The organism is Streptococcus cristatus (assembly GCF_003943815.1).
GTDB lineage: Bacteria > Bacillota > Bacilli > Lactobacillales > Streptococcaceae > Streptococcus > Streptococcus cristatus_F.
On record NZ_RJNA01000009.1, the window covers coordinates 75,590 to 98,526 of the forward strand.

25 protein-coding genes, 1 tRNA gene and 1 other annotated feature are annotated in these 22,937 nt (G+C 41.1%); of the genes, 3 read left to right on the forward strand and 23 right to left on the reverse strand.

Going from position 1 to position 22,937, the window contains the following annotated elements; translation table 11 throughout:
• Positions 1 to 23 precede the first annotated feature (23 nt).
• From D8872_RS07180 to D8872_RS07190, 3 genes are all read right to left on the reverse strand, one after another.
• Positions 24 to 440: an NUDIX hydrolase gene (locus D8872_RS07180; RefSeq protein ID WP_125390459.1), complete on the reverse strand. Its 417-nt coding sequence runs from the start codon at positions 438 to 440 to the stop codon at positions 24 to 26.
• A gap of 57 nt (positions 441 to 497) precedes the next feature.
• Positions 498 to 569: transfer RNA gene (locus D8872_RS07185), tRNA-Arg, on the reverse strand.
• A gap of 124 nt (positions 570 to 693) precedes the next feature.
• Positions 694 to 2,658 (reverse strand): peptide ABC transporter substrate-binding protein, encoded by a 1,965-nt coding sequence (locus D8872_RS07190; RefSeq protein WP_125387796.1) that lies wholly within the window; start codon positions 2,656 to 2,658, stop codon positions 694 to 696.
• Between the two features lie 268 nt (positions 2,659 to 2,926).
• Here D8872_RS07190 and D8872_RS07195 point away from each other — a divergent pair, with 268 nt between their 5' ends.
• A complete protein-coding gene (locus tag D8872_RS07195; protein WP_125390460.1) occupies positions 2,927 to 3,181 on the forward strand; it encodes a metal-sensitive transcriptional regulator in 255 nt (84 codons plus the stop codon).
• A 49-nt stretch (positions 3,182 to 3,230) separates the two neighbouring features.
• On the opposite strand, the gene D8872_RS07200 is transcribed toward D8872_RS07195, so the two are convergent.
• From D8872_RS07200 to D8872_RS07250, 11 genes are all read right to left on the reverse strand, one after another.
• The gene (locus D8872_RS07200; RefSeq protein ID WP_125390461.1) at positions 3,231 to 3,524 is read right to left on the reverse strand and encodes a rhodanese-like domain-containing protein; all 294 of its coding nucleotides are present in this window, start codon (positions 3,522 to 3,524) and stop codon (positions 3,231 to 3,233) included.
• The gene (locus D8872_RS07205) at positions 3,521 to 5,173 is read right to left on the reverse strand and encodes an FAD-dependent oxidoreductase (protein WP_125390462.1); all 1,653 of its coding nucleotides are present in this window, start codon (positions 5,171 to 5,173) and stop codon (positions 3,521 to 3,523) included. Before D8872_RS07205 ends, D8872_RS07200 begins: the two co-directional genes overlap by 4 nt.
• A 17-nt stretch (positions 5,174 to 5,190) precedes the next feature.
• A complete protein-coding gene (locus tag D8872_RS07210) occupies positions 5,191 to 5,496 on the reverse strand; it encodes a rhodanese-like domain-containing protein (protein ID WP_125390463.1) in 306 nt (101 codons plus the stop codon).
• A 129-nt stretch (positions 5,497 to 5,625) separates the two neighbouring features.
• On the reverse strand, positions 5,626 to 5,919 hold the full coding sequence (gene rpmA, locus D8872_RS07215) for a 50S ribosomal protein L27 (protein WP_003032879.1): 294 nt from the start codon (positions 5,917 to 5,919) through the stop codon (positions 5,626 to 5,628).
• 17 nt (positions 5,920 to 5,936) lie between these two features.
• A complete protein-coding gene (locus D8872_RS07220; protein ID WP_015605031.1) occupies positions 5,937 to 6,281 on the reverse strand; it encodes a ribosomal-processing cysteine protease Prp in 345 nt (114 codons plus the stop codon).
• 15 nt (positions 6,282 to 6,296) lie between these two features.
• Complete coding sequence (gene rplU, locus D8872_RS07225; RefSeq protein ID WP_015605032.1) at positions 6,297 to 6,611, reverse strand: 50S ribosomal protein L21; 315 nt, start codon at positions 6,609 to 6,611, stop codon at positions 6,297 to 6,299.
• 36 nt (positions 6,612 to 6,647) lie between these two features.
• Positions 6,648 to 6,737, reverse strand: a sequence feature (ribosomal protein L21 leader region).
• Between the two features lie 105 nt (positions 6,738 to 6,842).
• Positions 6,843 to 7,442, reverse strand: a complete 600-nt coding sequence (locus D8872_RS07230) for a hypothetical protein (RefSeq protein WP_125390464.1) — start codon at positions 7,440 to 7,442, stop codon at positions 6,843 to 6,845.
• A 76-nt stretch (positions 7,443 to 7,518) separates the two neighbouring features.
• Positions 7,519 to 8,733, reverse strand: a complete 1,215-nt coding sequence (thiI, locus tag D8872_RS07235) for a tRNA uracil 4-sulfurtransferase ThiI (RefSeq protein WP_125390465.1) — start codon at positions 8,731 to 8,733, stop codon at positions 7,519 to 7,521.
• 3 nt (positions 8,734 to 8,736) lie between these two features.
• A complete protein-coding gene (locus D8872_RS07240) occupies positions 8,737 to 9,879 on the reverse strand; it encodes a cysteine desulfurase family protein (protein WP_125390466.1) in 1,143 nt (380 codons plus the stop codon).
• Between the two features lie 120 nt (positions 9,880 to 9,999).
• On the reverse strand, positions 10,000 to 10,830 hold the full coding sequence (locus D8872_RS07245) for a pyruvate, water dikinase regulatory protein (protein WP_125390467.1): 831 nt from the start codon (positions 10,828 to 10,830) through the stop codon (positions 10,000 to 10,002).
• A gap of 5 nt (positions 10,831 to 10,835) precedes the next feature.
• On the reverse strand, positions 10,836 to 11,471 hold the full coding sequence (locus D8872_RS07250; RefSeq protein ID WP_061422779.1) for a CBS domain-containing protein: 636 nt from the start codon (positions 11,469 to 11,471) through the stop codon (positions 10,836 to 10,838).
• 184 nt (positions 11,472 to 11,655) lie between these two features.
• Here D8872_RS07250 and ppdK point away from each other — a divergent pair, with 184 nt between their 5' ends.
• Positions 11,656 to 14,289, forward strand: coding sequence for a pyruvate, phosphate dikinase (gene ppdK, locus D8872_RS07255; protein WP_125390468.1), 2,634 nt, complete (start codon positions 11,656 to 11,658; stop codon positions 14,287 to 14,289).
• Positions 14,290 to 14,454: 165 nt separating this feature from the next.
• A complete protein-coding gene (locus D8872_RS07260) occupies positions 14,455 to 14,874 on the forward strand; it encodes a DUF6556 family protein (protein ID WP_125390469.1) in 420 nt (139 codons plus the stop codon).
• 173 nt (positions 14,875 to 15,047) lie between these two features.
• Here D8872_RS07260 and D8872_RS07265 read toward each other — a convergent pair whose 3' ends face one another.
• The 9 genes from D8872_RS07265 to D8872_RS07305 form a co-directional block, all read right to left on the reverse strand.
• Positions 15,048 to 15,536, reverse strand: a complete 489-nt coding sequence (locus D8872_RS07265) for a prolyl-tRNA synthetase associated domain-containing protein (RefSeq protein WP_125390470.1) — start codon at positions 15,534 to 15,536, stop codon at positions 15,048 to 15,050.
• 12 nt (positions 15,537 to 15,548) lie between these two features.
• Positions 15,549 to 16,133, reverse strand: coding sequence for a uracil-DNA glycosylase family protein (locus D8872_RS07270; protein WP_125390479.1), 585 nt, complete (start codon positions 16,131 to 16,133; stop codon positions 15,549 to 15,551).
• Between the two features lie 55 nt (positions 16,134 to 16,188).
• Positions 16,189 to 17,589 (reverse strand): dipeptidase PepV, encoded by a 1,401-nt coding sequence (gene pepV / locus D8872_RS07275; protein WP_125390471.1) that lies wholly within the window; start codon positions 17,587 to 17,589, stop codon positions 16,189 to 16,191.
• Positions 17,590 to 17,636: 47 nt separating this feature from the next.
• On the reverse strand, positions 17,637 to 18,242 hold the full coding sequence (locus tag D8872_RS07280) for a nitroreductase family protein (RefSeq protein WP_125390472.1): 606 nt from the start codon (positions 18,240 to 18,242) through the stop codon (positions 17,637 to 17,639).
• 220 nt (positions 18,243 to 18,462) lie between these two features.
• Positions 18,463 to 20,058, reverse strand: coding sequence for a hypothetical protein (locus tag D8872_RS07285; protein WP_125390473.1), 1,596 nt, complete (start codon positions 20,056 to 20,058; stop codon positions 18,463 to 18,465).
• 117 nt (positions 20,059 to 20,175) lie between these two features.
• Positions 20,176 to 20,625, reverse strand: coding sequence for a hypothetical protein (locus D8872_RS07290; protein ID WP_125390474.1), 450 nt, complete (start codon positions 20,623 to 20,625; stop codon positions 20,176 to 20,178).
• 123 nt (positions 20,626 to 20,748) lie between these two features.
• Positions 20,749 to 21,180 (reverse strand): SMI1/KNR4 family protein, encoded by a 432-nt coding sequence (locus tag D8872_RS07295; protein ID WP_125390475.1) that lies wholly within the window; start codon positions 21,178 to 21,180, stop codon positions 20,749 to 20,751.
• Positions 21,181 to 21,215: 35 nt separating this feature from the next.
• Positions 21,216 to 22,070 (reverse strand): metallophosphoesterase family protein, encoded by an 855-nt coding sequence (locus D8872_RS07300; RefSeq protein WP_125390476.1) that lies wholly within the window; start codon positions 22,068 to 22,070, stop codon positions 21,216 to 21,218.
• Positions 22,071 to 22,136: 66 nt separating this feature from the next.
• Positions 22,137 to 22,937, reverse strand: an 801-nt coding sequence (locus D8872_RS07305; RefSeq protein ID WP_142999574.1) for an AAA family ATPase, incomplete at its 5' end; no start/stop codon positions are given.

A 22,937-nucleotide genomic window follows, 5' to 3' on the forward strand; every position in this document is an offset into this window, starting at 1 on the left:
ATAAAAGGGGATGTTTTTTTGTTTTATGTGGATCTGTCAGCAAAAATATCAAGCAAATAAGGAACAATCAGCTCTCCCTCTAAGTCCTCCAAAGAAGAAAGCCAAATAAAGTCTGTATGCTCTTCTGGATCCAATAGGATATCGCGCTGCTCTATAATCTTAGCCTCATAAACCAAGCGTGTAAAAACAGCATTTTTTCTTGAGTCAAACTGACTATCTTCATGAATGATCCTATCAATCCGAATCTTTTGATTAACCTCTTCCATAGCCTCGCGTAGAGCTGCTTCTCTGGGTAGTTCGTTCTCTTCTACGCTTCCGCCAGGAATATCCCAATAGCATGGATAGACATTAGGAAGGCCGCGCTTTATTTTAGAGCGTTTGATCAGCAGATACTTTCCGTCTTTCTCAATCAAGGTATGAGCGATTAGCTTCACTGCCATGGCAATCTCCTCCCTTAGACAATAAAAAAGGACTCTCACGAGTCCGAGCTTCAGTCATCCACCCTGAGAGAATCGAACTCCCATCTCAAGAACCGGAATCTTACGTGATATCCATTACACTAAGGGTGGCAACTTATTTATTATAACCAATTTTTCACAAAAAAACAAGCCTAAATAGCTCCTTTTATAAAATTCTTAATGTAGATCAAATCAAAAAGATTAACTTTCTTTGAAAGTTAATCTTTTTAAACTCTTATTTCTTTTCAATATGATCTGCTAGTTCTTCTTGGGCTTTTTTGTTAGATTCCAACGTTTTTTCTTGCCATTTCTTCTTAGCTTCTTCATATTCTTTGGTCGTTACAATCTCGCTTCTGAGCTTTGTATATTTAAAGTTGAAGCCGGATCCCTTGATTCCAACGAGTGAATAGGCACGACTGAAAGGTTTGGACTTACTTACAGAAGGACTACCGCCTCCTGAAATGGTCGGCATGATAATCCCACTATCCAGCAACCAAGCTTGTGCATCCGCATATTTTTCATAGCGAACTTTCACATCTGTTGTTTCAGCATTTGCTTCTTCCAACATCTTAGTATAAGTGTCCAAGCCCAGCTCTTTCATCTTGTCCATATCTTGGCCTGGCTCAAAACCAAAGTTTTGCAAGCTAGCGCCATTATTTACATTTAGAGTATCTAAGTAGGTAGATGGGTCTTGATAGTCAGCTGACCAGCCCCCTGTATAGAAGTCATAGTCCTTTTGAGCTGCAGTATTTGCAAAATAGGTGATATTGTTCAAATCATCCACACTAATCTTCTGCAGGTCAATCACTACATTTTCTGCACCCAAGGTTGATTCAATTGATTGTTTTACTGAGCTTGCCCATTGGATACTCACCTTGTCAGCCTGGTCTACAGGAAGGTCCAAATGAATTGGGAATTGAACTCCCTTAGACTCTAAAGCTTCCTTAGCTTTAGCAAATCTTGCCTTAGCTTTTTCTGGATTATAATAAGCATCTTGAGCATCTGTCAGGTCGATATTCGCCCATTCTGTACCATAATTCACTAATTTAGAGGCAACAACTTGGCCAAAAGTTTGATCGCCAATTTGAACAAATGTTGGAGGGACAAGCGTATTTCTCAACAGCTTGGTAGCTCCATCTTTACCATTACTTTGCGCACCATAAGAAGTCCGGTCAAGGGCAAAATTGACGGCCTGACGGAAGTCCTTATTTAAAACCGCTTCTTTTGTTGCATTCTTTTGATCATCACTTGTTTTGGAAGTGTGATTGTATGATTGACGGTTGAAGTTGAAATTAAAGTAATATGAGGTCGCATCCTGTGGACTATAAAGGATATTATCCGCATATTTCTTCTTAACTGCTGCAAATCCTGAAGTATTCGGATAGAGACGTGCACCACTATAAGCACCATCACTGAAGTTGCGAATTAAAGATTCTTGGTCTGATCCATCATAGTAGGTTAATTTGACATGTTCTAGACTGACCTTGTCTTTATCGTAATAATTTGGATTTTTAACGAATTCCATAGACGATTTAGAAGTCAAAGATTTCAAAAGGAAAGGACCGTTGTAAAGAATACTTGATGGATCAACAGAACCAAAATCTTTTCCTTTAGACTTCAAAAATTCTTCATTGACAGGGAACAAGATATTATTCGTAGTTTTAGAGTTCCAATAAGGCTCTGGGCGTGTCAGCGTGTATTGAACAGTATAATCATCTACTGCCTTCACTCCGACTTTTGAAAAGTCTTTTTCGTCGCCTTTGACATAGGCATCCAAGCCACTAATCGAGTCCTGAATTAAGTAAAGGGCTTCAGACTTCTGGTCAGCCACATATTTAAGTCCAGTCACAAAGTCTTGAGCTTTCACATTTGCAACTTCTTCGCCATCAACATTGAACCACTTAGCATCCTTACGAAGCTTATATGTGTAAGTCAGGCCGTCTTGAGAAACTGTCCATGATTCTGCAAGAGAAGGAACTAGATTTCCATATTCATCATTTTCCAAAAGACCATCCACAAGGTTTGTAATAACGTCTGATGTAGTTGCACGGTTAGTGGTCAAGTAGTTCAAGCTGTCTGGATCGCTGGCATAAACATAAGAATATGTGGTTGTGCTAGATGAAGATTTGCCACATGCTGACAAGAATACTCCTGCACTGAGTACCACTCCAGTAGCTAAAAGCATTTTTGATACTTTCATAAATACACCTCCAAAAATTGAGAGAAGTCTCAGAATAAGAGAATCTGAAACAAAGATAGGCCCTTATTTTATTTAGTATTCTCTTAGTTCAATTTCTATGTTATATTTTATAACATAAGCTATTATACCAGAATTATGATGAAAAGTAAATAGAATAATCAGAGAGTGATTATGGAAAATTTCTGAAAACAGCCTCCACCCAATCCAATTGACAAATATACAGATTAAGCATATAATAAACTCAATGTAAACAAACGAGGAAATCACCGTGAATTCTAATTATATTACCCGCCTCAAGCGCTCTGAAGGTCAGTTGAGAGGCATTCAAAAAATGATTGAAGAAGACAGGGAATGTTCAGATATTCTCACACAGTTATTTGCCGTCCGCTCCAGCGTTGATCGTGTGATTGAGATGGTTATTACTGAGAATTTAACGGATTGCCTAGAAAATCCATCTGATGATCCGAAAAAACAAAGGGAAAGAATAGAGAAAGCTATTCATTTTCTGGTAAATCGAAAATAAGAAGAACAGGAAAAAAGGATTCAAGCAACGACTTGAATCCTTTTATCTTTTATTCAGTCTCTCCAGACCAAGCGTTCATGCCACCTGATACGTTGGTCACATCGAAGCCCTGCATGGCAAGAAATTGGCAAGCAGTCGCTGAACGCGCTCCTCCTTGGCAAATGACATAGTATTTGTAGTCAGGATTCAGCTTTTTATAGCCAGTTTCCAACTCACTGAGTGGAAGATTTCCAGCATTTGGGATATGACCCGCTTGAAATTCATGTCTTTCGCGCACATCTACGATGGCCATTTTTTCAGATTGATACTGCTTTTCTAGGTCAGCTGCTGATATAGTTTTCATTTTTCTACTCCTTCTGGTTTTACCATTTTGTACAAAGCATAAGCTCCGTCTAGATTTTTCACTGCAAATCCTGCTTGTTTTAAGATTCGCTCGGCAATATAGCTGCGCAGACCGCTATGGCAGCTCACGATATATTTTGCTTCCTTATCCAGCTCACCCAAACGTTCCCTGAGTTCATTTAGCGGAATATGGACTGTCTTGTCCGCCTTCAGGCGTCCTTGATTAAACTCATTAAGTGTTCGGACATCTAAAAAGACTTTCCCGCGTGCTAACTCGTCTTCCAGCTGGTGCCATTGGATATTTTCACTCAAGCCTTCCGCTAGATTCATAGCTGCATAGCCCAGCATATTGACTGGATCCTTGGCTGAGCCAAAAGGTGGTGCATAGGTAAATTCCAGCTCTGGCAAATCAAAAATCGTCAGATTTCCTTTAATAGCCGTCGCCAGAATATCAATCCGCTTATCAACGCCTTTTTTACCCACACCTTGAGCACCATAGATTTTTCCAGTTTTTGGCTCAAAGAGCAATTTCAAGGTCAAGTCAGTCGCACCTGGATAGTAGCCTGCATGATCCTTACCGCTGACATGAATCGCTTGATAAGGCAAGTGATTTTGCTGAAGGAAGCGCTCGTTCAAGCCTGTTGAAGCGGCTGTCATGTCAAAGACACGCACAATAGCCGTGCCAATGCTTCCCTTATTCTTCCGCTCCAAGCCAGCAATCACATCTGCCACCTGACGTCCTTGTCGATTAGCAGGCGAAGCTAGAGCAATCAGGGCATCTTCACCAGTAATTTCCTGCTTGACAAGGATGGCGTCTCCGACTGCAAAAATATCTTTCTGGCTCGTCTCATAATGCTCATCAACTAAGATTCCCCCACGAAGACCTGTCTCAATACCTGCCACCTTGGCCAAGCTATTTTCGGGCTGGACCCCGACAGAGAGAATGGTTACATCTGAAGCCAATTTTTGTCCATCTTCCAAGACAATCACTTTGCCCTTTTCTTCGAAGCGAGTAGCCGACTGGGATGTGATAACCTTTACTCCCTTATCGACTAATTCAGCTTGGACAAAAGCTGCCATCTCCTCATCCAGTGGTGGCAAGACATGCGGTGCTTTTTCTACGATTGTCACATTCAGACCACGTTTGCGCAGATTTTCAGCCGTTTCTAGGCCGATAAATCCAGCACCGATGACCACAGCCTCTTGTGGTTCTTCATCCAAGGCTAACATGATCTGATCCAAGTCTGGAACATTGCGTAAAGTGAAGACATTAGTTGCTTCTGAAAGTCCTTCAATCTCAGGAATAAAAGGCTTCGCCCCAGGTGAAAGAATCAGCTTGTCATACTGCTCTGTGAACTCTGAACCATCATGAGCCACCGTTACCGTATGCTCTTCAGGCGAAATTTTCACCACCTCATAAAAAGGTCGCACATCCAAGTTAAAGCGTGCCTTGAGACTTTCAGGTGTTTGAACCAAAAGAGAGTCGCGCTCAGCAATTTCACCAGAAATATAATAAGGCAGGCCGCAGTTCGCAAAAGATACAAAAGGACCTTTTTCAAAAATTACAATTTCAGCATCTTCCATCAGCCGTCTTAAACGTGTTGCCGCAGACATACCGCCTGCAACTCCACCAATAATAATAATTTTCATTGTTTAACCCTTTCTATTTAAATGGTTTTCCCTGTCCAAGCGCTCATACCACCGCGGACATTAATGACATCGTAGCCCTTTTTCTTCAGCTTTTTCGCTGCCATCTTGCTACGCATGCCTGAATGGCAGATGACGTAAATCGTCTCCTTTTTAGCTGGAGCAAATTGACCAATTTGGCTCAAAGGAACATTCTGCGCCTCTTTGATATGTCCTCTACGAAATTCGAATGGCGTCCGTACATCAATTAGTTGGATATTGGACTTCAATCGCTTCTCCAACTCATCCGTCGAAATACTATCTATCTTTGTAAAAAAATGAAACATATTTTTCTCCTTTATACCCCTATAGGGTATATTAAAACACTAAGAAGAAAAAATGTCAAGGAAACGATTTCAAATTTTTCCAAAAATAAAAATCCCAATCTTGAGACAGGGATTTTTATCAATAATGAATTATTTCGCAATTGGGTAAACTGATACTTGTTTCTTATCGCGACCTTTACGTTCAAAGCGTACTACGCCTTCAACTTTCGCGAACAATGTATCGTCTCCACCGCGGCCAACGTTAACACCTGGGTAGATGTGAGTACCGCGTTGACGGTAAAGGATAGATCCTCCAGTTACAGTTTGTCCGTCAGCTGCTTTAGCTCCAAGACGTTTTGCTTGTGAATCACGTCCGTTTGACGTTGAACCTCCACCTTTTTTGTGGGCAAAAAGTTGCAAGTTTGCAAGATTCATTTTTAACATAGTGTTTTTCCTCCGTGTTAGTTTTCTGTGATAACTTTGGTTTGGACGAACTCAGATGAGTCCTCCGATAAGTTTGCCATTCCCAAGAAGAATGATTCAAAGAAAAGTTGAGTCATTTCTCTCTGGTGCGGCGGAATATCTGTTGGTATTTCTACTCGTAAAAATCCGCCTTCTTCTTCGTTTAATTCTAAGATTGGTTCGTAGCCTGCAAATTTTTCAATTGAATTGATAAAATTTATGGCAAGCGTAGAAACCGATGCACACACGACATCAAAGCCGTATTCGCCACTTTCGGCGTGTCCAGTAATTTCCGCACTCCTCAGCTCGCCATCTTCGGCTTTCTCAAAGACTGCCTGTATCATGTGTTCTCCTATAAATTAAGCGTTGATTGCATTGATGACAACTTTAGTGTATGGTTGACGGTGACCTTGTTTACGGTGGCTACCTTTTTTAGGTTTGTACTTGTAAGTAACAACTTTCTTTTGTTTTCCTTGTTTTTCAACAGTTCCAACTACAGTAGCTCCAGCAACAAGTGGAGTTCCGACAACAGTTTTATCACCACCAACAAGAACAACTTCGTTAAAAGTCACTTCTTGACCAGCTTCAACATCCAATTTTTCAACGTAGATAGCTTGACCAACTTCAACTTTAACCTGTTTTCCGCCAGTTTTAACGATTGCGTATGTGCTCATTATGCACCTCCTATGATTTTTTTGGGATTTCCCCGTATTTTTGTGAAGACTCGCCTAGCATCGTGGGACGAACCACTTAATACTCACTAAATATGAGCTACGATGTTCGAGCGGTTGCACTGGCTGTGCATAGTCAACATTCTTAGTATAGCACTTCTACTAACCTTTGGCAAGTGATTTTATTTGATGAAAACGGATTTTCAACTAAATATTATCATTCTTTACTTCCATTTATTTCAAATATACAATCTGCCCTTCTTGATTGACATGAACCTCAATAGCTATCGGAAGCTTCAAGTGTTTTTTAGCTGATCTGGCAAGACTTTTATTACTATCTGAAACATTAACCTCTCGCTCTTTCCCATCAACCGTAATAGTGAAGGTAATACGAGAATAGGTAGACTTGCTTCCTCCGGTCTCGGTATCAACACCAGTCACTAAAGCCGTTTTTAGCTCGGTTGTCTGATTAGTAAAGTAATGATAGCGCCAGATACCATTGGTCATTCGATAGCCTTCATAAGCAGGAAAGATAAAAAGCATAAGAAGAACGCCAATTATTGTGACAAAAATAGCTCTGCCCGTACTTTTTTGGCTTTGACGTATGGTATTCCATTTATTTCTCATGGCCTTCTTGACAGAGCCAGCTTCCTTAATATCTTTATGATATCCCCAAAATAAGAGAGCATACAAGCTTAGGAAAATCTGGAAATGAACTAAGAGACCAATAAAATAAGTCCAACTGGGTATTCCAAACAGCAAAGCATTATCTTGTCCATCTTTCCAAGACAATGCTCGCATGAGCCCACTCAAGAAATAATCCCACTCGTTCATAAATATCCCCTTTTATCTTCAGCATCAATGGAAATAGCTTCCAGATTCTTTTAGCAGAAAGATACTCCGTAAACTCTTATAACAAGTCCTCAATCAGCTCGTCAACCGCATCCGCCTCTGCTTGTGGCGTGATTTCTGTAATCATGATGCCTGCAACGGCACGTTCTACCAAACCTTCAACATCTAGGCGAGCTTCGTACTGCTCAACATTCTTGATTTTAGGATTAGTTTTAGGCCGGTCGGGAGCAAAAATGGTACAGCAGTCTTCAAATGGCTGGATAGAGATTTGGAAAGTATCGATTTTTTCTGCAATCTCAATGATTTCCAGCTTGTCCATCGTCACGACAGGACGGATAACCGGTGTATTGGTCACGGCATTAATAGCCTGCATACTCTCGATAGTTTGACTGGCCACCTGACCTAGACTTTCTCCATTGATAATGACTTGAGCGCCCCGCTCCTCCCGAATCCGGTCCGTAATACGCATCATAAAGCGACGAGTCAGTGTCATCAGGTAAGCTTCTGGAGCCTTAGCCTTGATTTCCTCCTGAATCTCTGTAAAAGGAACTTCGATAAACTGGATGTTACCGCCAAACTTGGTCAATTTTCGCGTCAAATCTTGAGCTTTTTTCAACGCACCTGGACTGGTATAAGGCGGACTGGCAAAGTGAACCGCCTCGATATCTACACCGCGCTTGAGAGCCAAATAGCCCGCCACTGGTGAGTCAATCCCGCCAGACAGCATAAGCATACCCTTTCCCGAAGTACCGACTGGCAATCCCCCAGCACCACGAATCGTCTCATAAGAGATATAGGCCGCTTCTTCTCGGATCTCGACCCGCAGCTCAATATCCGGCGCTTTCATCTTGACCTGAACATTGGGAATAGCCTCAAAAACGGCATCACCAAGTGTCTGGTTAAGCTCACGGCTATCCAATTCAAAGCTGTGGTCACTGCGCTTGCTGGTAATCTTAAAGGTCATGCCTTCCTGATAGACTTGCTTCATAATGGTTTGAACAGCTTCAATCAAGGCTGGTACAGACTTTTTAACCCTATAAGATGGCGAGAAATTCTGAATCCCGAAAATCTGCTTGAGTGACTCAGCAACTGGCTGATAGTCTGTACCGTGCAGATAAACATGAGTCCGGTCACGATCAGCCTTGACATGGACCTGCGGATAGGCTGATAAGACTGATTGGATATTGCGTTTGAGTTTGTTGATAAAGCGCATGCGGTTCTTGCCCTTGGTTGAGAGCTCACCGTAGCGTACCATAATTTCTGAATAATGCATTGTTTACCTTACTTTTCTGGTTTTTTCGTAAATGATTTTAAAGGTTGTCAAAAACTGCTCCATCTGGCTCATATCATTGTCAAGATCCAAACTGATACGAACAGCAGTTTGAGCCAGAGATTTCTCAACGCCCATAGCGATTAGGGTTCCTGCTGGCTTTCCAGCCTTAGAAGAGCAAGCGCTGGTAGTCGAGATATAAATCTCGTAGTCTTCAAATGCATGAACGACAACTTCACCTCGCACTCCCTTGATACCAAAGGTTAGTATATGGGGCGCAAAATCCTTTATGTCTGAGAAAATCACCACATCTGGATACTTCTGCAGCTCTTCAAGGAGAATCTTCTTCATCTGAGCCGTCCGCTGGGCAAAGACTTCTTGCTTTTCCATGGACAGCCGCAGAGCCTTAGCTGTGGCAGCAATGCCAGCTAGATTTTCTGTCGTTGAGCGCTTGTCCGACTCCTGACCGCCACCAGTCAAGAGGGGACTGATTTTCTTGCCAGACTTGATATAGACAAATCCTACGCCCCGCAGACCGTGAAATTTATGACTGGAAAATGTCGCAAAATCCACACGGCCCGTCAGATAAGCAGCAGTCGGAATCTTCGTAACAGCCTGTACAGCATCCACATGAAAGGAAATAGTCGGCTTGTCTGCTAGCAGTTCAGATATCTTCTGAATGGGCTGAATACTGCCGATTTCATTATTGACAGCCATGATGGAGATTAGAGTGGTGTCTGGTCGAATCAGCTCCGCTAGCTTGTTTACATCAACAAAACCAGACTTATCCACTGGGGCAAAATCTATTTCAAACCCTTGACTCTGCAGCCAGAGGGCTGATTCTTTAACCGCGGGATGCTCAATGTTGGATACGATGATGTGTTTGCCAAAAGGAACCTTTTCAAAAGCAACTCCCTTTAGCACCCAGTTGTCCCCTTCTGTCCCTCCAGACGTAAAAAAAATCTCCGACGAAGACTTGCCTAAAAGCTCTGCTATTTGCCGACGAGAGGCTTCTAAGAGACGAGTTGCCTGACTGCCCAAACTATGCAAGCTAGAAGGATTGCCCCAGATTTTAGAAGCCACTTCTGTATAGGTGGCCAGCGCCTCTGGATAAGGCTTGGTTGTCGCTGAATTATCTAAATAAATCATCTTTTTCCTCTGTATTTATCAGTAAAAATCAATACTCCTATTGTAACACGAAACGAGCCTAGGGACAAGAAAAGGGCGCAGTTCCTACCTGATAAATTTAGGAACTGGCCCTGAAGACGATTACTTCGCCTCGCCAATCATATCTAATTTTTTTAAATAATCCTCAATTAGGAAAGCTGTCTCTTCAATTGATTTATCTGTAATATTGATGACCTCCGTCTGATATTTTCTAAAGACTTCTTTGGAATAGTCTAATTCCTGATAAATCTTTTCCAAATCTGTGTAACTGGTCGAGTGGGACAAGCCCAACGAATTAAGACGGTTGCTACGAATTTTGACTAATTTTTCTGGCTCACAGACCAGACCAATCATCCTACGCTTGTCCACCTTGTCTAAAACTTGAGGAAGCGGAACTTCTGGAATCAAAGGCAAATTGGAAACTTTGTAGCCCTTATTGGCCAAAAAAATGCTGAGAGGAGTTTTTGAAGTCCGTGAAACTCCTAGTAGAACTAGATCCGACTCCAAAAATCCCTGTGGAGATTTGCCATCATCATGCTTTACAGCAAACTCAATCGCTGATATTTTATTAAAATATTCCGTATCCAAACGGTGCAAGGTTCCTGGTATCTCAATCGGGCTAATCCCAGTCTTTTCTCCTATGATTTCAAAGAAAGGGTGCATGAGATCAATGTAGGCCAGCTTGTGGTTTTGGCTAAATTCTCTAGCTAGTCTAGCTAATTCTCCATTTACCAAGGTACTGATGACCAAGGCATCATCTTTTAAAGCATCTTGTAAAATTTCCAGTAATTCTTGCTCTTTGTCTATAAAAGGAAAACGGTAGCTATTATTAAATGTCAAATCTGGATACTGCGCACTTACAGCAGACAAGAGTCGCTGCGAGGTTCCTCCTAAAGAGTCCGAAATGCTATATACAATAATTTCTTTCTTCATTGTCACTACTCCTGTCTCTTTACTTCCGCTTGGCGCGCTTCTTGAATGATATAGTCCAGCAGAGCTGTCTTAGTCACCGTTCCTAAAATCTTGCGCTCATTATCTTTCTCTACCACCGGCAGGGAGTCAATGGCAAAATCCTGCAAAAGGGCGGCCACCTCTAGTATATTCATATCCTTATGGCAGGTTCTAAGATGAGGCATCCGCGTCATACAAACTGCAATAGGCGTTGTTCCGATACTACTGGATAAAGCCGCTCGTAGCAAATCCTTGCGCGAGACAATTCCTAAGAGTAGCTTCTTTTCATCAATGACATAAAGAACATCCGCGTCATACATAAAGAGCCTTATCACCGCATCCTGTATGGAAGTGTCTTGAGGCACCAAAACGGGAGAAACCATGATATCTTCCGCTTTCTTGCGAAAAGTGTCAAAGAAAAATAAGGTTTCCAAATCATTCCCTGAATAAGTATAACCAACCTTGGGCGTCGCTTTTAAAATGCCAACCAGCGTCAAAAAGGACAGGTCTGAGCGTAAGGTTGCTCTAGAAATCTCCATCAATTCCGAAATCTTTTCCCCGCTAACTGGCTGCTCTTTCTTGACAATGTCAACAATCTGTTTTTGACGTGCTGATAATTCCAATGCAATATGTCTCCTTTTTAGAGATAGAATACTTTATTTTTCATATTTTTCTGTCATATTATATCATATTTTTATCTTATATCAATGAAATATAACGATTTTTTTCGTTGACAAATATATGTGATGTATATTAGAATATAGATAAGATATATGTGACACATTTTTGTCTATTTGGAGGTAAGATATGACGAAATGGATTTATTCCTTTGAGGAAGGACGAGCCGAGCAAAATGCTCTTCTGGGTGGCAAGGGTGCCAATTTAGCTGAAATGACCAATTTAGGTTTGCCAGTTCCGCCGGGATTCACCATTACGACGGAAGCCTGTATGCATTTTTTAAATAAGCCCTCCTTTTTTGAAGAAAATTTAAGAGAGAATGTCTTGCAGGCTATTTCTGAATTGGAGCAAAAAACCGGACAATACTTTTCAGGGAACGAAGAGGAGCAACTGCTAGTCTCTGTTCGCAGCGGCGCCAAGTTTTCTATGCCTGGCATGATGGATACGATTTTAAACTTAGGATTAAATGACTTGCGAACCCAAACCTTGGCTTCCAAAACCAATATGGCTTTTGCCTATAATTGCTACCGCAGGCTGCTCCAGATGTATGCAGATGTCGTTTTCCAAATTCCCAAAGAGGACTTCGATCAGTTGCTCTCCTATTTTGAGAAGAACGCTGGTAAGACTGCCAACGACTTTAGTTTGGAAGAGCACCAAGCTCTCATTGATCAGTACAAGCAGCTGTATCGCGAGCATTATCAGACTTTTCCTCAAAATCCTAAGGAACAACTCTTCGCTGCCATCAAAGCCGTTTTCCGCTCTTGGAATAACCCACGCGCCCAAGTCTATCGCAAGCTCAATCAGATTCCAGGAGATTTAGGAACCGCTGTTAATGTTCAAGTCATGGTCTTTGGCAACTTTGATCAAGAAAGTGGAACTGGTGTCGTCTTCACTCGAAATCCAGCAACTGGTCAAAAGGGCCTCTTTGGCGAATTTCTTTTAAATGCCCAAGGAGAGGATGTCGTGGCTGGTATTCGTACACCCGAGCCCATTCAACATCTGCAAGAAAAGATGCCTGAAGCCTATGCTGCTTTTCAAGAATATGCCCACATCCTTGAAGATCACTATAAAGATATGCAAGATATCGAATTTACAATCGAAAAGGGCAAGCTCTATATCCTGCAAACCCGTAATGGTAAGCGAACGGTCAAGGCTGCTTTGAAAATCGCTCTGCAATTAGTAGAAGAAGGCAAGATAGACAAGTGCGAGGCCATTCGTCGGATTAGCCCTGCTCATATCAATCAGCTGATTCACCCAGTCTTTGATGAGAATAAGCTCCAGCAAGCGACAATTTTAGCGCAAGGATTGCCAGCCAGTCCCGGTGCTGCAACAGGAAAAATTGTCTTTACTGCCAAGCGAGCCAAAGAACTACATGAAGCTGGCGAAAAAGTTGTGCTGGTCCGCCAAGAAACTTCTCCCGAAGATATAGAAGGAATGATTGTCAGCCAAGCAATCGTCACTAGCCAAGGTGGGATGACCTCACACGCGGCAGTTGTCGCCCGAGGGATGGGAACCTGCTGTGTCGCAGGATGTGGAGATCTACTTGTCCAAGAGGATAGCAAGACCATCCAGTGCGGAGATATCTTGCTCAATGAAGGAGATATTCTATCCGTAGATGGTCGGACTGGTTTTCTTTATCTGGGGCAAATCCCGACTGTCTCTGTAGAAAAAGATCAGGATTTGCAGCTCTTGCTGACTTGGGCTGATGAAATAGCTAAACTTACAGTCCGAGCCAATGCTGAAACGATTCAAGATTTGCAAACCGCTATTAGCTTCGGAGCGCAAGGCATTGGACTAGCACGAACCGAGCATATGTTTTTCGGTGAGGAGAGAATTCTGCAAATGAGGAGATTAATTCTGGCCGAAAATGAGATAGAAAGACGGGAGGCGCTTGGTCATCTCCTTGATTACCAAGCCGAAGACTTCTATCAAATGTTCCAGACTGTTGGCAAAAAGGCCATGATTGTCCGCCTATTGGATCCTCCAATGCACGAATTTCTCCCGAAAGACCATCTAGAAATTGCCCTGCTGGCTGAAAAGCTCAATAAAAAAGCTAGTCAACTAGAAAGAAACATCACGCAATTACAAGAAACAAATCCTATGCTTGGCCATCGCGGCTGTCGCTTGGGAATTACCTTGCCAGATATCTATAAGATGCAAATAGAAGCTATCTTTAGCAGCGCCATTCGACTGCAGCAAGAAGGAAATCCAGTTCGTCCTGAAATTATGATTCCGCTGATTGCTACAAAATCAGAGCTTGTCTATCTTAAAGAGCTGCTCATCAAGCATATCGAATGGATTTTCAAAAAGCATCAATGCTCTCCATTCCCATATGACATTGGTACCATGATCGAACTGCCGAGATCCTGCTTCATTGCTGATCAGCTGGCTCAGGAAGCGGACTTCTTCAGCTTTGGAACCAATGACTTGACCCAGATGACTTTTGGCTTTTCAAGGGATGATATCGGAAAATTCCTCAACGACTATAAAGAGAAAAAGTTGCTCACCCAGGATCCTTTCCAAAGCCTTGATCAAGAAGGTGTCGGCCAATTGATGAAATTGGCCATTGAAAAAGCCCGCCAAATAGATCCAACCTTGTCCATCGGAGTTTGTGGCGAAGTTGGCGGTGATCCAGCTTCCATTCCTTTCTTACAAGAAATCGGAGTCACTTATGTCTCCTGCTCCCCTTATCGAGTCCCAGCAGCTCGGCTAGCTGTGGCCCAAGCTGCCCTTGACTCTGAAACGACACCAAAACAGCTCTAACATTTTGATAAAACGAACAGCTCTAGGAGGCTTATCTCTCCGCCTTTTAGAGCTGTTGTTATTTATCTTTTGTGTACGTTTTCATTTGAAATTTTCAAATTTTTGGAAGACTTTTCTAAATAAAAGACGTATAATAAATTAAGAACGAAAAGGAGCGACTTTTACATGGAAAACTATTCTCGCAAAGAAAAAAATAACAGCACTTCAAATCGAAAACCAGCTAGTCAGCATATTAAAACTGGCTTTTCCGCCCTCCAAAAGACTATTGCTACAATTGCCAGTCTTCTTTCAATCGTCATTGCTTGCTTTACCATCATGAACCTTATGAACAACAATGACTCAAAATCAAAAACTGATACAGGCAACTCGACTACGACTACTACCATTATCAAAGAGGTAGAAAAAGAGTCTACATCTGTTAGCTCGACTCCAACAGAAACTTCTGCTGCTACTGAGACCGAAACATCCTCAAGTTCTTCAAGCGCAGAAACGAATACGAGCCATACAACTACTTCCACTGACAGCAGTTCGACAAGCCAAGACCAGCATACAACAACAGAGTCCAGCACTCAATCATCCAACTAGAGACATTTAGAAGAGTGCCCTTTATCCAATCTATCCCAAAAAGCCTGAATATCACTCAGGCTTTTTTCTATTGCCAGCCTTCTATTACTATTTTAGAAAAATTATTAAGCTTTCTCTAAATCTTGGAACAAAAAAAACTGTGAGGTCAAGAAAACCCACAGCTTTTCCAGAAATCAAAGTTCCAAAATTTGATAATCATAACCAAGATGAGTCAAGAACTTAAAAATATCTCGGGTCGCGACAAAAATCGTCTTTTCATTAGTATTAGGATGGAAAGTCATGCGTTCTTCGTTGATAATCTCTTTATCAAAATAAACTTGAATGTCTTTCTCCTCATTATTGAGCAAACCAAAAGGCGATACCGTTCCTGCTGGTAGGTTCATTTTCTCAGCCAAGGAGTCCAATGAAGCCATGCGAATCCGATCGGCTCCCACTTGAACTTTAAAGTCATCCATATCCAATCGTTTCTTGTCGTCCATGATGAGCAGATAGTACTGAGTTTTCTTCTTATTGGTCAAAAACATGGACTTAGTCCGAACACCTTCCATGCCTTCAATATAGCTATCTGCCTGCTCTGTCGTAAATGCAGGAGGGTGCTCCACCACATCAAAGGTGATCCCCAACTCTTGCAACTTGTTAGCTACTTGTTGATAAGCATCCATAGTTTTTCTCCTTTATTGATGAATAATCTTTTGCACCAACGCTTGCAAGTCTGGCACAACCCGCTCTGCAAACCAAGGATTTTTAGCCATCCAGATTTGGTTGCGGGGCGATGGGTGGACCAAAGGGAAAAAATCAGGCAGGTAGTCTTGATAATGCTGCACCGTCTCGGTCAGCTTGATATTTCCTTTTTGATGCAGATAATATTTCTGTGCATACTGACCAATCAAGATAGTCAACTCAATACCTGGTAGGAGCTCTAAAATTGGCTGATGCCATTTTTCAGCAAAGCCTTTACGAGGCGGTAAATCTCCAGACTTGCCATGCCCTGGGAAATAAAAATCCATGGGCAAAACCGCAAAATAACCAGACTGATAAAAAGTTTCTTCATCAACTCCCAGCCATTCTCTCAGCCGGTCGCCACTCTTGTCCTTCCAGTAAAGCCCTGCCTGCTGAGTTTTCAGACCCGGCGCTTGACCGACAATGTTAATCCGAGCATTCTTAGGCGCTGCAAAAAGTGGCTTAATGCCCTGCTCTGTGAAAGTTTGATTCTGTGGGTCAGCTATAATGGCCTTGGTAATATCTTCTATTGTCTGCATCATATTTCCTTCCTTGAAAAGAAACTCATCTAGCAGAGCCAAATGAGTTTTTATCTTATTTGATCAATTCGTAGATAGCTTCCGCATAGATTGCAGCCGCACGGAATAGATCTTCAACATCGATAAATTCATTGGCTTGGTGCATAGTATCGATATAATCTGGGAACATAGCGCCGTAAGCGACACCACGTTTCAAGAGGCGTCCAAAGGTACCACCACCGATAACTTGCTCATGACCTTTCAGTCCAGTTTGTTTTTCATAAACAGCCAGCAAGGTCTGCACCAACGGATCTTCCATCGGTACATAGTGAGGAGTATGTCCATGCTCAGACAAGGTCACTTTGCTTACTGGCAACTGCTCTAAAACATTTTGAATTTCTTCTGGACTAGTTCCCTTAGGATAGCGAATATTGAGGGCAATTGTATTGTCGGCTTTGTTTTCGTCAAAACGGAAAACGCCCGCATTCATTGACAGAGCTCCCATCTTCTCATCCACATGAGCAATCTTCAAGTTCTTACCCTCATGGTCATTTAGGAGAATATTTCCAGCCACATCTAGGTAATCCTTAGCAGGACCCGCAAAGTCAAACTGCGTTAGGAATTTGGCCAAATAGGTTGCACCATTGATACCAGACTGAGGAGAAGCACCGTGCGCAGACTTACCAATAATGGTCACAGTGACTTGGCCACTAGCTAGTTCTTCATATGTGAAGTCTAGCCCATTTTCCTTAGCAAACTGCTCCAATTTATCAACTAGATTTGGCAAGTGACCTGACAAGACAGCTGTACCAGACTCAGGAACCATATTTTCCCGCAAACCGCCAGTAAAGCTATGTAGGCGTGCTACGCCAGCATTTTCACCAGCAAAATGCAAGTACTCTGTGATATTTCCTTTTTCACCATTGATAATCGGAAATTCAGCGTCTGGCGAGAAGCCGAAATCAGGCTCAGGCAGACCTACATGAGCAAAGTAATACTCCATATCTTTCCAGCCAGACTCTTCATCTGTCCCGACCACAAAGCGCACGCGCTTAGAAACCGGCAAGCCTAAGTCTTTGATGATTTTCAAACCGTAGTAACATGCCATAGTCGGTCCCTTGTCATCACTAGAACCACGGGCATAGAGACGGCCATCTTTAATCGTCGGTGTATAAGGGTCTGTATCCCAACCGCTTCCAGCAGGTACCACATCCATATGGGCAAAGATCCCCAGTTCTTCTTTTCCTTCACCAAAAGTAAAGTGACCAGCATAATTGTCCACATTTTGAGTCGGATAACCATCACGTTCAGCAATTTCCAAGAATTTATGCAAGGCCTTTACAGGACCAGGTCCAAAAGGATGTTCCTTGTCTGCCTTTGAATCATCCCGCTCTGAATTAATTTCTAAAAGGCTAAACAAGTCCGCCAACAGAGCTTCTCTACGTTTTTCAACTTCTGCTTTAAAATCAATTGTCATTTTCTCACCTCTATAAAATACTTCGAGTTAAACTATTTTTTACTTTATTAACGCTTTTCGATAATCTCGTCAACTGGTAAACGATAGCTAGGCTCTAGCTTGTCGTCTGTATAACCAACAGTAATTAAGAGTTCTGGACGGAAGCGCTCATCAATCTCCAAAACTTGGTTGACTTTTGATTTATCAAATCCTAGGATGATATTTGAGCCAATACCTTGGTCAGTCAAGGCCAAAACAAGGTTCATAGCTACCAAGCCAGCGTTAAGGGCCAAGTAATCACTCTTTTGCTGATCATTATAGCGAGCAAACTCAGCTGGCAAATTCTGCATGTAAAATTGAAGCTGTTCATCAGAAAAATTTCTTACTCCAGCGACACGCGCGATTTTTCGTGCCCGCTTAGCCAAATCCGTATCTGTAAAGAGGGCAATTGTCACTGGAGCTTCCTTGATTTGATCTTGGTTGGAGCCAAAGGTAATACCCGCTAAAGCTTCATTTCGCTCACGCACTACTACAAACTTCCACGGCTGACTATTATGAGCACTTGGTGCCAAGGTCGCAATTTCAATAGCTGTACGGACATCCTTAGGATCTACCGGTTTATCATTGAAATGCTTAGTCGCATGACGCTTTTTGTTTAATTCAAGAAATTTCATAATTGATTTCCTTTTCTAATTTCTGTTACTCTTATTTTACCACAAATTGAAAGAGCTTGCAGAGGTTTTTCACAAAGGATTTTTTCATTCTCTATCAAGTAAAGCTGTCTGTCCTTGCCACTTGATAAGATTATTCCCTTGTAGGAGTTTCGTTTTCTCCATTCTGGCTACTTGACTCTCTTCAGCACTTTTTCAAATCACTACAACTTGAGTTTCTTTCTTACTCAAAGCCTCTATATAGTTCTTGACTTAACTTATGAATTTCAACTTTTGGTTCAGGTTTCCGCACAGAATAATCAATAGCTCCAAACAGTAGAACCAGCAACAAGACAAATATCGTCCACAAAGTCTCTTTTTCTGGAAGAGGGACTCCTTTGGTTGGGAAACCTTTCCAACGAGGATACTGATGCAAAAATTCATTTATCTTCATCCCATTGGGATAGAGTGTCAAAAAACCAAAAATGGTAAGAAAGAGAAACGAAAAACTATGCATAGATACCCAACTAAACTGAATCCTCATTTTGAAGGCTTTATAGCTTGACCTAGCCATATAAACCTCTAAGCCAAAAGCTATAATCATCAAGATAAAGAAAATAAAGACCTGCAGTTTCCAGAGCTTTCTCAATCCTAAGTAAGCCCGTTTATCTGCCTGCTCTTTGCCACCGTCTTTAGCTTCTCTCTCTTGAGTCTGAATTTTTGCTGTAGGTTCAGTTACTTCTTGACTTGCTTGAATCTCCTGAACCACCTCATTTTCAGTCTGTGGCTTATGTTTTAGACCATACGCCACCACTTCTTTTAAGATTAGCCTCAGATTTTCTTTGGTTAGTTTGTAGGGATACCCGCGTAAGGGCCATTTCTCTCTCAGTTCTGGATGATCTGGAAGTGACACCATGATGTAAAAGTGCTGTCCAATCAACGTAATCATGAAAGAAACTCGATAAAATCTAGATCTTACAAAGAAATAGGCCCTATAAAGGTAGTCGCCTTCCATTTCCTTTGTCGTTTTGTCAAATTCAATCTTACCTAAAAACAGCTCTTCTATAATCTTCTGTATTTCTAAAACCTTTGTATCAACCGTATCCAGACTTAGAGGAGCCTTTAAAATCAGCTCTAAATCAGACATAGAAGCCACAGAAAGACTCATGCCAGTTTTGTCTTTTTCTAAATGTTCTTTTAAATAAATCTTACACTTGCTTAGAAAAGAGGATAAATTAGAGGAATTTAACTGGACTGGACAATCAAGCAACAATTCCTGACTTCCTACACTAGCATCTAAGGGGACAATATCTCTCACAATGAAATCTTGTTCTAGCAGCTCCAGAGTAAAAGAAGCTTTGTAGCTAGGTATTATGCTTGTAATAATGATTCGATAATTTTCGCCCTTTTCGACAGGTTTTTCCCACTTATCCGTTTCCGTTTTCCCATCGAAAATATTTTCAATCATTGCTTCAATAGCTCGTATCTTAAGATAATCATTTTCGGGAGTAAGAGGTTCAAGAAAAATCTGTTCTGGCTGATCTAGGTAGGTTTTTATTCTTCCCAGTCCTTCCTCCAAGGTTTCTGGCAGATACTTGTATTGTATCCCGTATGTAGGCTTTTCACCCCACTTCAAGTGTAAATCGCTGCCGTCTACTAAAATATCCAACTTTTCTTTATAATTTTCTAGATTGATTTTAAAGAGAAAAGTCGGACAATATGAACTCAAGACAATATCAGAGATTCCTTCTATTTCAAAAGCAGTTCCAAATTTTTTCTGGAGCTCTGCACGGATATCCTTCTCCAAATGTTCTTTATGCTTGTCAAAATTCAGCCCCATCTGTCTTCAACTTTCTTTTTGTTTTACTTTTCAAAAGCAGCCCCACCACACACTTGGTCGCATGGAAAGCATTTCGCCTCTGCTTTTCTATCATTCAACTAGAGATTGTCGCAAGCATTAAGCTTGAGTACTGTTCTTCACTTCCTCAAACCATTTTTCAAACTCCAGACGTGGAAGCAATTCTTCATCCTTGTCATAACGCCCTTCATAGCTATAGCGACTATCAAGACTGTTTTTCTGAGCATCATAGACAAGCCACATTTCAGTTGGGTGCTCGCGACCGTATTCTTGGCAAATATCAAGCAATTTTTGTATATCTTCAGCTCCATATCTCAATACAGCGAATGCCATATTGTCAGAATCATCTACTTTTTCTGTTGCAACTTCATTAACTTTATCCATTTCTATTACAACACCATTAATCTTATAAAATACTTTATATGATTGCAAAGCTTCTTCAGAAATGCAATAAATATATACTTTTTCTGCTTGATTTCGCACATATTCCATTGCTAGTGAAATCATACTAGCCTGAATTTCCATAAATTTATCTTCAAATTGTGTCATTGTCATCATCCTATCTAATTATTTTAGCTTTTGAAGCTAGTTGGCTACTATTGATAAAGCGCTCGACTTCTTCAACATGATTATAAAAATCGGTATTTGTTTCTATTCACCAAAAAAATCCAGCTATATCAAGTCATAATAGAAGGTGTCATCTTCCATAAGCCGGTCTAGAATCTCTACTAGATTAGGAGCAATTTCCTTATCATAATAGTAGATTTTCCCCTCATTTTCAGCAGCAAATCCGATAGATAACAGTGCTACTTCATTGGCTTCAAAGAAAACTATTTTATCATTCTCAAATTGATTGTAGATTTCAATATCTGGATAAAACTCAAAATCATGTTGCCTCAATCTAAAGTCTAATACGGACTCTGGATCCATGATACGATTTATATTGTCCACCTTGCTTTTTAGAAAGCCATATCCAACTTCTGCATAAAATTCTTTAAGGAGCACAGGGATTTGAATGCCCAGCTTTGATTCACTATCCCTAATCTTATCTAGATTCACTGGATAAAACTGGTTCAACGGATCTAATTTAATCTTCTCAAACATCTAAACCATCCTTCAAAACTCAATGCCATCTCTCTTCAACTTCCATTTTCTTTTGGTTCATCTATCTGAAAAAACTGCTTAACATCCTCTACGTAACCATACTTGTCATTCAAGTCAGCCAATAATTCTCGGTTGTGCCCTTGGTAATTATCTTCACGTCGTAATTCTTCGTACATTTCGATGAAAGGAAGAGCTTTTTCTTTAGCCAATTCCAACTCTGCCTCGTAGTCATAGGCGACTTTTCGGAATTGAATGTTCACCAGTTCCCCGCTTTCAACTTCTAACAAGGCATACTGGGCACGGTGATTTTTCAAGGCCGACCAATCAAAATAGGGCATGCCAATTGAACCGGGATTGATAATTTGTTGCCCTTGGCTGCCATAACGAAGCAACTGCTTGTGGACATGACCGTAAACTGCCACATCGGTCTCCTCATCCAGTAGCTGGTCAAATTTCTCCGTATCATTGTCAACCAACAAGTCAGCACCATAGTTTTTGTCAGGCAAATTATGAGAGAGCGAAAAACGCAGCCCATCAATTTCTTTCTTCGCAACCATAGGCAGACTCCGCAGCCAAGTGATCTGATCAGGATCCATTCGCTCCATCAAATACTGCGTCATACGCAAGAGCTGGACTTCCTGTGGGTCTTCTAATCCATATTGACCATCTAAGGCCTCTAGGACACAATCATCCCAGTTCCCGCGGACAGCCGCTGTGATAGGCAGGTCTTTTAACAAGGCTAGCAAGTCATTTTCCCCCGGACCAGGGAGAAAAATATCCCCTAGAAGCCAATATTCTGTCGCTTCCTGTCTTTTAGCATCTGACAGAACTACCTTCAAGGCTGTGGCATTCCCATGTATATCAGAGAGAATTGCGATTTTATGTTTCATATTATTACTTTCTATTGTTCATTTTCGAATGATTATATTGATAATTCAAACTATTTACTTGCAAACTTATTTATCCGCATCGGCATTACTTATATTTTCTTCAATCATTGCTCTGACCTGCTTGCGTTGTTCCTCATTCAGATTCAACTTCTGTAGTTGTTTTTCAATACTAAATTCTGAGGTATTGTATTTCTTATCATACATCTCTAATAATTTATTACGAAGAATAGGCTCGCTAATCAAATGAATTTCTTTTAATAGTTCTTCTTCATTTCCTTCCTGTTTCTCTTCTCCGTTTAGTCTATCAATCATAGAATTAATCTTTGCTAAGGCAAAATCACCATAAATGTTATCAATCAAATTTTCCTTCATGATTTCTTGGATATTCTTAGCGAAAGTGTTTTGAAGAACTTTACCTTCTGAATATCCAGTTTCTTGATTCTTTTCAAGCATAATCACATTTCCTGGTTTAATATCCGAAAGCATGTAAGGAGAATGAGTTGTAAAGATGAGTTGGATCTTTCTCCCCTTTCCCTCGTCTTCCAATATTCCAGAAAGATTATCAATAAGAATTTTTATTAATCTCCTAGACCACTCTAGATGCATTCCCGTTTCTAATTCATCAACTAGCAGTATAATATCCTCACCACTTTTTTCATGCTTCAATAAATACGAATAAAGTTGTGAAAATATTTCAATCAAGTTCCCTTCTCCTGTTGACATATGATAACCAGGAGTTTCTTTTAACAAAGCATAATTATTAAAGCTTTTATTTAAATCATAACATAAATTACGCATTAATTCTTTGGATTTTGTATACTGAACAAGTCCATTATTAAGGTCTTCAAATAATCTTCTGTTAGTATT

Excerpts from the sequence above, each read along its gene's own strand:
- D8872_RS07180 (WP_125390459.1), bottom strand. The coding sequence starts at position 440 with ATGGCAGTGAAGCTAATCGCTCATACCTTGATTGAGAAAGACGGAAAG.
- D8872_RS07190 (WP_125387796.1), bottom strand. The coding sequence starts at position 2,658 with ATGAAAGTATCAAAAATGCTTTTAGCTACTGGAGTGGTACTCAGTGCA.
- D8872_RS07200 (WP_125390461.1), bottom strand. The coding sequence starts at position 3,524 with ATGAAAACTATATCAGCAGCTGACCTAGAAAAGCAGTATCAATCTGAA.
- D8872_RS07205 (WP_125390462.1), bottom strand. The coding sequence starts at position 5,173 with ATGAAAATTATTATTATTGGTGGAGTTGCAGGCGGTATGTCTGCGGCA.
- D8872_RS07210 (WP_125390463.1), bottom strand. The coding sequence starts at position 5,496 with ATGTTTCATTTTTTTACAAAGATAGATAGTATTTCGACGGATGAGTTG.
- rpmA (WP_003032879.1), bottom strand. The coding sequence starts at position 5,919 with ATGTTAAAAATGAATCTTGCAAACTTGCAACTTTTTGCCCACAAAAAA.
- D8872_RS07220 (WP_015605031.1), bottom strand. The coding sequence starts at position 6,281 with ATGATACAGGCAGTCTTTGAGAAAGCCGAAGATGGCGAGCTGAGGAGT.
- rplU (WP_015605032.1), bottom strand. The coding sequence starts at position 6,611 with ATGAGCACATACGCAATCGTTAAAACTGGCGGAAAACAGGTTAAAGTT.
- D8872_RS07230 (WP_125390464.1), bottom strand. The coding sequence starts at position 7,442 with ATGAACGAGTGGGATTATTTCTTGAGTGGGCTCATGCGAGCATTGTCT.
- thiI (WP_125390465.1), bottom strand. The coding sequence starts at position 8,733 with ATGCATTATTCAGAAATTATGGTACGCTACGGTGAGCTCTCAACCAAG.
- D8872_RS07240 (WP_125390466.1), bottom strand. The coding sequence starts at position 9,879 with ATGATTTATTTAGATAATTCAGCGACAACCAAGCCTTATCCAGAGGCG.
- D8872_RS07245 (WP_125390467.1), bottom strand. The coding sequence starts at position 10,830 with ATGAAGAAAGAAATTATTGTATATAGCATTTCGGACTCTTTAGGAGGA.
- ppdK (WP_125390468.1), top strand. The coding sequence starts at position 11,656 with ATGACGAAATGGATTTATTCCTTTGAGGAAGGACGAGCCGAGCAAAAT.
- D8872_RS07260 (WP_125390469.1), top strand. The coding sequence starts at position 14,455 with ATGGAAAACTATTCTCGCAAAGAAAAAAATAACAGCACTTCAAATCGA.
- D8872_RS07265 (WP_125390470.1), bottom strand. The coding sequence starts at position 15,536 with ATGGATGCTTATCAACAAGTAGCTAACAAGTTGCAAGAGTTGGGGATC.
- D8872_RS07270 (WP_125390479.1), bottom strand. The coding sequence starts at position 16,133 with ATGCAGACAATAGAAGATATTACCAAGGCCATTATAGCTGACCCACAG.
- pepV (WP_125390471.1), bottom strand. The coding sequence starts at position 17,589 with ATGACAATTGATTTTAAAGCAGAAGTTGAAAAACGTAGAGAAGCTCTG.
- D8872_RS07280 (WP_125390472.1), bottom strand. The coding sequence starts at position 18,242 with ATGAAATTTCTTGAATTAAACAAAAAGCGTCATGCGACTAAGCATTTC.
- D8872_RS07285 (WP_125390473.1), bottom strand. The coding sequence starts at position 20,058 with ATGGGGCTGAATTTTGACAAGCATAAAGAACATTTGGAGAAGGATATC.
- D8872_RS07290 (WP_125390474.1), bottom strand. The coding sequence starts at position 20,625 with ATGACACAATTTGAAGATAAATTTATGGAAATTCAGGCTAGTATGATT.
- D8872_RS07295 (WP_125390475.1), bottom strand. The coding sequence starts at position 21,180 with ATGTTTGAGAAGATTAAATTAGATCCGTTGAACCAGTTTTATCCAGTG.
- D8872_RS07300 (WP_125390476.1), bottom strand. The coding sequence starts at position 22,070 with ATGAAACATAAAATCGCAATTCTCTCTGATATACATGGGAATGCCACA.